Annotated in this window: 4 protein-coding genes, 1 tRNA gene and 2 rRNA genes (1 of these 7 cut by a window edge); 3 read left to right on the top strand and 4 right to left on the bottom strand. The window is 46.0% G+C overall.

Features of this window, described 5'->3' with window-relative positions; genetic code table 11:
- Positions 1-89: 89 nt before the first annotated feature.
- Positions 90-4,163 carry a glycoside hydrolase family 99-like domain-containing protein gene (locus E3D00_RS01155; RefSeq protein ID WP_141459208.1) on the top strand — a complete coding sequence of 1,358 codons (4,074 nt, stop codon included), beginning with the start codon at positions 90-92 and terminating at the stop codon, positions 4,161-4,163.
- A 44-nt stretch (positions 4,164-4,207) separates the two neighbouring features.
- On the opposite strand, the gene E3D00_RS01160 is transcribed toward E3D00_RS01155, so the two are convergent.
- A complete protein-coding gene (locus E3D00_RS01160; RefSeq protein WP_181441973.1) occupies positions 4,208-5,584 on the bottom strand; it encodes a mechanosensitive ion channel family protein in 1,377 nt (458 codons plus the stop codon).
- 207 nt (positions 5,585-5,791) lie between these two features.
- Here E3D00_RS01160 and E3D00_RS01165 point away from each other — a divergent pair, with 207 nt between their 5' ends.
- Positions 5,792-6,676, top strand: coding sequence for a lipase family protein (locus tag E3D00_RS01165; protein WP_141459212.1), 885 nt, complete (start codon positions 5,792-5,794; stop codon positions 6,674-6,676).
- Positions 6,664-7,548, top strand: a complete 885-nt coding sequence (locus tag E3D00_RS01170; protein ID WP_141459214.1) for an ankyrin repeat domain-containing protein — start codon at positions 6,664-6,666, stop codon at positions 7,546-7,548. Before E3D00_RS01165 ends, E3D00_RS01170 begins: the two co-directional genes overlap by 13 nt.
- Before the next feature lie 62 nt (positions 7,549-7,610).
- Here E3D00_RS01170 and E3D00_RS01175 read toward each other — a convergent pair.
- The 3 genes from E3D00_RS01175 to E3D00_RS01185 all read right to left on the bottom strand — a co-directional run.
- Positions 7,611-7,687 (bottom strand) — tRNA-Met (locus E3D00_RS01175).
- Positions 7,688-7,727: 40 nt separating this feature from the next.
- A 5S ribosomal RNA gene (gene rrf, locus E3D00_RS01180) occupies positions 7,728-7,842 on the bottom strand.
- Positions 7,843-7,926: 84 nt separating this feature from the next.
- Positions 7,927-10,240: ribosomal RNA gene (locus E3D00_RS01185) — 23S ribosomal RNA — on the bottom strand; it runs 423 nt beyond the window's last position.

The following is a 10,240-nucleotide window of genomic DNA, read 5'->3' on the forward strand; positions in this document are numbered from 1 at the left end:
AAAGACGCAATTTTTTAATTTTTAAAAATATCGATTAACAATAAAAATATGGTGTAGTATAAGACGCATAGAAGGTGAAAAAGTTTCCTATGCCACACGATATTTTACACCAAAAAACAATATCCTCTCACCACACACATTCCGACATTCCAAAAAACACTTTGCAGCTTATTGGTCACTCTGGTGTTTTTGATATCGTTTATTATAACCAAACATATCCTGACTTAATCTCTTCAGGTGTAAATGCCCTTCACCATTATCATCATCATGGATGGAAAGAAGGTTATCAGCCCAATGCTTTCTTTAATCCTGTATGGTACCAGCAGCAAAATCCTCATGTCACCGGAGATCCACTCCTTCACTACATCTCCCAAGGAGAAGCAGAAGGGCTACGCCCCATCGCATGGTTTGACCCAATCTGGTACCGCCAAACTTATGATATTCCTTCGAACTCACTCGCTCTTGCGCATTACCTCACACACCGAAACAGCCGAATATTCCGCCCTATTCCTGAATTTGATCCTGAATTCTACCTTACCGTTCATGCTGACGTCGCCAAAGCTGGGGTAGCACCGCTAGAACATTACATCGTTGATGGCTACAAAGAGAAACGATCTCCTAATCCATACTTCAATCCTCATTGGTATCAACAACAAGCCCCACACATTACTGACGACTTGCTCCTCCATTACCTTACTCAAGGAGAGCAAGAAGGCCTGTGGCCTATTGCGTGGTTTGACCCGGTTTGGTACCGTCAAACTTATGATATTCCTGAGGGCATGAGCGCTCTTGCGCATTATCTTCTTAATAGACACCGAAAAGGCATTTACCCACTCCCAGCCTTTGAGCCTGATTTTTACCTAAAAACTTATCCTGACATCGCTTCTGCGGGCATAGATCCTGTTGAACATTACATGGTTCAGGGCTTCAAAGAAGATCGGCTTCCTTTTGAAGGTTTTGACCCTACTTCATATAAAAAACAACATCTTCCAAACTCTCCAAGCGCTAATCCTCTTTTGCATTATCTTGAACACAAAGATAAGCCCAACGCCCTCACCCCGCCTCCCAAAGATATTTCGGTCTTTGATGAAATTCGCCGAAGAACAGAACCAAGCCCTCTTTTTGAATCTTTTAAGCCTCTTCCCGACAGCGCCATACGCAAAGCGCGCGTCTTGGCTTATTACCTCCCTCAATATCACCCAATCCCTGAAAACAACGCTTGGTGGGGTGAAGGATTCACAGAATGGACCAATATTGCTCGGTCCGCTCCCCGCTTTGTCGACCATTATCAACCCCGTATCCCTCGAGACCTTGGTCACTATACTCTCACCTCACCTGATATTTTGGAACGCCAAGCCAAAATGGCCAGACAAGGTGGCATTGAAGGTTTTATTTTCTATTTCTATTGGTTTAATCAAAAAAGACTACTTGATGGTCCTCTGGAAATCCTTTTAGCGAACCCACACATAGACCTTCCCTTTTGCCTCATGTGGGCCAATGAGAATTGGAGCCGCCGCTGGGACGGTTCAGATCATGATATTCTAATTGAGCAACATTATCGCTCTTCAGATGATAATGCTCTTGTCGACAGCTTCGCCCGTCACATGAAAGACAAGCGTTACATCACTATACAAAATCGCCCTTTGCTCATGGTATACCGTGCAGGCAGTATTCCTTCGCCTACGAAAAACTTTGCCAAATGGCGTAAGCTCTTTCAGCAACGTCATAACCTCAACCCAATTTTCATTATGGGGCAAACCTTTCAGGATGAAGATCCTTCGTCCTTCGGAGTTGATGGAGCTATTGAATTCCCTCCCCATAAAACCGTTTCCAACTGCAGGCTCATTAACGAAGAGGTCCAACTTCTTGATGCACATTTTAGCGGTCAAATTTATGATTATGCTGAAATCGTCACACATGCTCTTCAGGCTCCAGCGCCCGACTTTCCTCTTATTCGTACCGCGACTCCCTCATGGGATAATGATGCACGCCGCCAAGGCAAAGGCCTCGTCATGCATGGCTCTACCCCCCAGCTCTACGAGCTCTGGCTAAAAGGACTTGTCGAAAAAGCCAACACACATCGTTTCTTTAACGAAGCGATCGTATGCATCAATGCTTGGAATGAATGGGCAGAAGGTGCTTACCTTGAGCCGGATATACATTTCGGAAGTGCCTATCTTAACGCAACAGCGCACGCGATTACCAACTTTGACACCCTTTCTCACCCGACAGGTCTTCTCCTCATTGGCCATGATGCTTTTCCAGCAGGGGCTCAAAAACTCCTTCTCGAAATTGGACGCTGCTTACGTTATTCTTTTGGTGTTCCGATCCGTTTTATTCTTCTAGAAGATGGTGCTCTTTTAAAAGAATACCAAGCCATTGCTCCCGTCGAGGTTTTATCGGGGATCGCAGACGATACCATAGCCCGCCTTTCCAAACTTAAATCAGAAGGGTTCCAGCACGCTCTTCTCAATAGTGCTGCCTCTTCTGAGATAGCCCTTGCCCTCCATCATCTATCTATTCCCTTTACATTCCTTATCCATGAACTCAACAACCTCCTTCGTAGCCGTAAGCTCTACGATAAAATGCATTCTGCATGCCAATATGCCCGTTCCATCATTGTGCCCTCTGAGAGCGTTACTCATGCTCTGAAAATTGAAGATTACGCCTGTATCGATATTTTGCCGCAAGGCCTCTATACGCATGTCAGCTTTTCAGCTCATGCACGTCATAAAATCCGTAAAAAACTACACATTCCTTCAAAGCAACGGGTCATCATTGGTGCTGGCTATGCCGACATGCGTAAGGGATTTGATCTTTTCCTTCAGGCATGGAGGCAATCCAACGGAGAAGCTTTTTTTCTCTGGATAGGAGATATTGACACCGCTTTATATGACCACCTCTATGGGGAACTCAGAGCCGCGACCCAGACCAATACTTTTTATATCACTGGATATGTTGACAATATATCCCAATGGTTTTCGGCAGGAGATGCCTTTGCTCTTCCTTCACGAGAAGATCCATACCCTTCGGCCATTTTAGAAGCATTAGCCTGTGGCCTTCCTTGTATTTCCTTTGATAATAGCGGAGGGATCCCTGCTCTCCTTCACTCTCTGAATACCCAAGATACCCCCAGACATGGCATCGTTCCTTTTGGGCATACTCATCAATTTGCTACAAAATGCCTCCAGCTTGCCCAGCAAAGCCTAGACATTCCGACTAAGGAACGAAATAAATACGCCGTCACTTTTCAGAAAATTTTTGATTTCGCTCCATATGTTGAAAAACTCTTCTTCAAGACAATGCCAGATATTCCCAAAATATCTGTGATTATTCCCTCTTATAATTACAATGCTTTTCTTAAAGCTCGCCTCGCCTCGATTTTCTCCCAAAGTATGCCCATTTTTGAAATCATCTTAATCGATGATGCATCAACAGATTCCAGCCTTCAGACAGCAGAAAAAACCGCACAAGAATACCATAGAAAAATTCATATCATTAAAAACAAAATCAACTCCGGTTCGGTTTTCGCTCAATGGGAAAAAGCAGTCCGCCAAGCCACGGGAGATTGGGTTTGGATTGCAGAAGCAGATGACCTATCAGACCCGCATTTTCTGGAAAAAATCTTTCATACAATCACTGCAACACCTCATGCCGCTATGGCATTTTGTGACAGCCAGTGCATTGATGAAAATAACCACCAGCTATCCTCATCCTATAAACATTACTACAATGAAACGGTTGGCGACCTTCTCAAAAATGATGCTTTTTTTTCTGGATATGACTTTCTCAAACTCTGTCTTTCTGAAAGAAACCTGATCCTAAATGTCAGCAGTGTTATCTTCCGGCGAGATCGTCTTCTTGATGCATTGAATGCTCTACATGCAGAACTTAAAACCTTTGTCATGGCTGGAGATTGGCGTCTTTATACCGAAATCCTCTTACAACCTGACAGTCACATTCTCTATCTAAACAAAGCTCTGAATATTCACAGACGTCACCCAACATCTGTCACACATGCCCTTAATAAAACCCAACACGCTGAAGAAATTGAACGTATGCATCATATTATTTCCAATAAAATAACTCTAAGCAATACACTCAAACAAAAACAAACAGCCTATCTTGCGCATATCAAAAAACAGTTTGGCTTAATCAAATAATAAAAAACCCTTACACTTTAGAGAGTAAGGGTTTTTATGGAATATTATGCCTTATTCAAAAGACTTCTCAAACGCTTAAAGAAACCACCGGATGAATTATCAGAAGCGACCACATCAGACTGTTCTGCTTTCATCATGGAAGCAATAGCATTCTTCACTGGTTTTTCTAACTCCTCCGCAAGCTCCGGATTTTCTTCAATAGCATGCGCCAAACATTTTGCATCTAACCGGAAGCCGTGCACCAAACTGAGTGCGCGTGCCGTTGCTTTATAAGGCTCTCCCGTAATAAGGGCGACTGTCCCCAAGCTTTCACCTGGGCCTAATACATAATACGTATTTTCATTTACTCTATTCTGCGGAACTGTTTTCACCGTACCTGTACTAATAATATACAGTGATTCAGGCGGATCACCTGCTTGGAACAGCACCTGCCCTTCACGCAGTTCAAAGCTCTTCATGACGCTAGCGATTTTCTCACGGCCATGATCTGACAAGCAGCCAAATAATTCAGAGCGTGCTAAAAGTTCTTCTGGAGAAAGCAAACGCCCCGTCCATTCACCTTCTGGATATCTATTAGCGACCGTCAACGGAATGCCTGAGTGGAACAAGTGCCGCTGAACTTGAGCTAAAGCCTCAGCACGTGCTTCAGTTAACAATCCATAAGTCGCCGCTGAAAAACCAACCAGAAACCTGTTTCCGTCTCCTCCCAATGTCAAACACTCAACATATGTTGTGGCGCCTGCGTGTGACAGGTACGAGCAACTATGCAACGCCTCTCGAATAACACGTCTCACCCGATCAATAGGTACTGCTGGATGCACCCGCAGCTCTAATGTCTGGCTCGTCAACGGGCTTGGCATACTGCGATTAATTAACTTGGCTTTTGCTACCAGATTATTCGGAACAACAATCAAATCATGATCCGTTGTTTGCAAGTGCGTTGAACGCCAATTCACCTGCACCACCCGGCCAGCCGCTCCATTATCTAATGAAATCACATCTCCAAGACGATATGGCTTCTCAATTCCCACCGCAATTCCTGAAAACAAATCAGACAATGTGCTTTGGAGAGCCAACCCAATAACGATGGCGACAACACCAGAAGTAGCAACTAACCCTTTGACAGGCACCTCAAACAGAAAGGAAATTGCCAGAACAACAAACGATATAAAGATCAGTCCAGACAAGACATCCGATAAAATGCGAACTTCATTCCGATCATTCTTACGATTAACAATAATCCTCATCAGAATGATCAATGCCCGTGTCGCAGCCCACCAAGCCGCCACAGACATCGTCAAAAATGACAAACGTTCTATAGAAGAAAATTTAACGGATGGATGATCAACAGGTGTAATGTGATAGAAAAATAAAATACAAAATAAAACGACTGAACAAATGACTTGAATTAATAACCTCATCCAGCGTTGAAGATCTTTAAAATAGAAGACCTCTAACACAGATAAAGAAAATATTGATAAGCCAACTATCATTAAAAACGTTTCTATATACACTCCTTACTCCTTAATTTTTTTAAACTTCATATCCTTCACCTTAATAAATAAAACCTATTTGTTAAAATATTTTTTTCTCCTTACATTCACTAGCAACAATAGGAAATATATCATATGCCCGATCCCAATGCTTCCTCCGACAGATTTAGCGAGAAAGTAATTACAGTAGAACTGAGTGGCGGACGCTTAGCCTCTTGCGCAGCATTAGCAGATGCAGAAGTACTCGCCCATCTTGCAAATATAGCTTATGCAGAACCCAACACCCAAATACCTGCGAATAAAATTCCGCCCGATTATACAGACATAACAATGAATAATGCGGAACTACAGCCCGTTACTTTAACTATGGATCAATTGCAAAGACAGGACGATCATCTTCGATGTCGAGTTTTCCGCTCTTCCGCAAAACTTGGAAACCATTATGTAATTGCTTTCGCAGGAACAAATCCTTTCTCATTAGAAGACCTACAAGAAGATGCTTTGCAAGCTTTTGGCTTTATTCCTGACCAATATAGAGATGCTCAAACTATAGGCAGTCGCATTTCTAAAGTTCCTAAAAATACTAATATTATTTTCACAGGCCATTCTCTAGGTGGCGGTTTAGCAACAGTAGCAGGCAATATCGCCGATCGACCTGTTGTAGTATTCAATTCAGCTGGCGTAAGAGAAAAAAATATTCTCCATGGAGCACACCGGCCACCAGTATTCGATATAACAAGTGATTACGATCCATTAACCTTTACTCAAAATAATAGGAATACTATTTTATTTTCTGCAACCGCCACCAACCCCGAAGCGCCTGAATTTTATGCTATGGATGGTATAATTATTTCTAACGATTATATTCCTAAGGCTAGTGGGCGACAGGTCAGACTGGAAGATTCCACTCTACAACAAGGTAGATACGGCGCTTTGTTAAACCCTATAGCCAATCATGGTATGGGACGTGTCATTAAAAACATCCAATTTAAGGAGTTCCTTTTAAGATGCCCAAAATAATACAGAAATTTTTTCTATTCTCTGCCTCAACTGTCTTTGCCTTTGCTCTTCCTCAACAGACATGGGCCACAAACACTAATTCTGATGCTGGGTTTTGGCCTGGGAAACATGATTACCTTCATGTTTTCCCGGAAGGAAATGCGCGCGATTTTGCAACAGCAGTATGGAACGGTGATATTGATGGAGCACTCTTAAAAGCCAAGTCCTTACCAAAAGGTGTTAACACTGTGGGGGGAAATTGCCATACTGCATTAGAGATAGCGGCTTATCGCCATGACCTAAACATGGCAAAAGCTCTCGTTAAAGCAGGTGCTAATCCAAACGGTGAGCCACATTGCTCTCCACTTGTCATGGCGATGCATGATGGGGAAACAAATGGTTTCTCAGAATTTGCCACTTTTCTTGTCAAATCTGGCGCACAGGTTGACAGTAAGTATCAAAACCATAGAGCAATTGATAGTGCAACGATACATGGGGATCAAAAAGTTATTCGTACACTTATTGATCTCCATACAAATATTAACGAACCCTCTAGTAAATTAATAAACGATTATCCAATTCTTACAATGGCTCAAATGGGCTATTGGACATCCGTCGAATACGCTATTCAACATGGAGCGAACATATGGGTAACTGGTCAGTTTGGGGATACCGTAGGTAGTGAAGCCCTAAGCAATTTAAACCCAGATCAGTTTAATAAAGCTTATATATATACGGATGCCTCTCCAGAAAAAATGGAACAAGAGCACCAAGCCCTCCTACGAGTTATCCAATATTTAAAAGAGTCTCATTATCCATGGCCCTCTCCTAGCCCTGAAGCAATTAAGAAGATGGTAAAAGAGGGGAAATGGCCACCTAAAGAAACCAAGTAACGCCAAACGACCCAGCCTCATTATCTGATGTGGCTGTGGTGCTTTAGATTTTGATGGGGGATTGGTTGCGGGGGCAGGATTTGAACCTGCGGCCTTCAGGTTATGAGCCTGACGAGCTACCGGGCTGCTCCACCCCGCGCTGGTGGATATGTTGGTGAGGATTGAGGGTAAGCTAGGGGACCTGGCGGCGACCGACTTTTCCGCACCTTAAGGTGCAGTATCATAGGCGCTGAGGGTTTTCACGTCCGAGTTCGGGATGGGATCGGGTGTAGATCCCTCGCCAAAGCCACCAGGTCTTCTAGCTCACCCTATCATGAGAGGGTGGTGATTGGGTTGGTGTATTGAATGAGGAGTGTGACTGATTTCTGTGCATGTGTTGATGTGAGAGGTATGAGCGATTAGGACCGGTTAGCTGCATGCATTGCTGCACTTTCACACCCGGCCTATTAACGTGATGGTCTATCACGGCTCTATGAGACCTCGTTTTGAGGTGGGTTTCCCGCTTAGATGCTTTCAGCGGTTATCCCGTCCGCACTTAGCTACCCGGCTGTGCCGCTGGCGCGACAACCGGTGCACCAGAGGTGCGTTCATCCCGGTCCTCTCGTACTAGGGACAAATCCTCTCAAGTCTCTTACACCCACGGCAGATAGGGACCGAACTGTCTCACGACGTTCTAAACCCAGCTCACGTACCACTTTAATCGGCGAACAGCCGAACCCTTGGGACCTGCTCCAGCCCCAGGATGTGATGAGCCGACATCGAGGTGCCAAACCTCCCCGTCGATGTGGACTCTTGGGGGAGATCAGCCTGTTATCCCTAGAGTACCTTTTATCCGTTGAGCGATGGCCCGTCCACGTGGGACCACCGGATCACTATGGCCGACTTTCGTCTCTGATCGAGCTGTCACTCTCACAGTCAGGCGGGCTTATGCCATTGCACTCAACAGCCGGTTTCCGACCGGCCTGAGCCCACCATCGCGCGCCTCCGTTACACTTTGGGAGGCGACCGCCCCAGTCAAACTGCCCACCATGCAGGGTCCCGGACCAGGCTTACTGGTCTCGGTTAGACATCAGAAAAATTCAGGGTGGTATTTCAAGGATGGCTCCACCGGTGCTGGCGCCCCGGCTTCAAAGCCTCCCACCTATCCTACACAGAATTTTCCTGATGCCACTGCAAAGTTGCAGTAAAGGTTCATAGGGTCTTTCCGTCTGACCGCGGGTACCCCGCATCTTCACGGGGAATTCAATTTCGCTGAGCCGATGCTGGAGACAGTGGGGAAGTCGTTACGCCATTCGTGCAGGTCGGAACTTACCCGACAAGGAATTTCGCTACCTTAGGACCGTTATAGTTACGGCCGCCGTTTACCGGGGCTTCGATTCAACGCTTGCACATCTCCTCTTAACCTTCCGGCACCGGGCAGGCGTCAGGCCCTATACGTCATCTCTCGATTTCGCAGAGCCCTGTGTTTTTACTAAACAGTCGCTACCCCCTGGTCTGTGCCACCCACTGATGGTTGCCCACCAATGGGTCTCGTTTATCCCGAAGTTACACGAGCAATTTGCCTAGTTCCTTCAGCATCGTTCTCTCAAGCGCCTTGGTATTCTCTACCAGTCCACCTGTGTCGGTTTCGGGTACGGTCTATATGCCAGAGCTCTTTCCTGGAATGGTCAAAAAGCCTGTTCAATCCGTTAAGGACAGACAACATTTTCCATTCGTCACTTCTGGCAGGCCTAGGAATATTCACCTAGTTCCCATCGACTACGGCTTTCGCCCTCGCCTTAGGGGCCGGCTCACCCTGCGTGGATTAACCTTGCGCAGGAACCCTTGGACTTTCGGCGACAGTGTTTCTCGCACTGTTTGTCGCTACTCATGTCAGCATTCGCACTTCCGATATCTCCAGAGAGGGTCACCCCGTCTCCTTCGCAGACTTACGGAACGCTCCGCTACCGCGCATACTAATGTATGCACCCACAGCTTCGGCACGTGGCTTGAGCCCCGTTACATTTTCGGCGCAGGGTTTCTAATAGACCAGTGAGCTATTACGCTTTCTTTAAAGGATGGCTGCTTCTAAGCCAACCTCCTGGTTGTTTTGGAATCCCCACATCCTTTCCCACTTAGCCACGATTTAGGGGCCTTAGCTGGTGGTCTGGGCTGTTTCCCTCTCGACAATGGACCTTAGCACCCACTGTCTGTCTGCCGGGCTATACTCCTGGGTATTCGGAGTTTGGTTAGGTTTGGTAAGGCTTTGGGCCCCCCTAGCCCATCCAGTGCTCTACCCCCCAGGGTAAACACCCGACGATCTACCTCAATAGATTTCGCGGAGAACCAGCTATCTCCGAGTTTGATTGGCCTTTCACCCCTAGCCACAGCTCATCCCCGACTTTTTCAACAGGCGTGGGTTCGGCCCTCCAGTGCGTGTTACCGCACCTTCAGCCTGGCCATGGCTAGATCACTCGGTTTCGGGTCTTCTGCCAGCAACTCATGCGCCCTATTCAGACTCGCTTTCGCTACGCCTACACCTATCGGCTTAAGCTCGCTGCAAACAGAAACTCGCTGACCCATTATACAAAAGGTACGCCGTCACCCCATATGAGGCTCCGACTGCTTGTAGGCGTCCGGTTTCAGGTCTCTTTCACTCCCCTTATCGGGGTGCTTTTCACCTTTCCCTCACGGTACTTGTTCACTATCGGTC

This window comes from Swingsia samuiensis, assembly GCF_006542355.1.
Taxonomy (GTDB): Bacteria; Pseudomonadota; Alphaproteobacteria; order Acetobacterales; family Acetobacteraceae; genus Gluconobacter; species Gluconobacter samuiensis.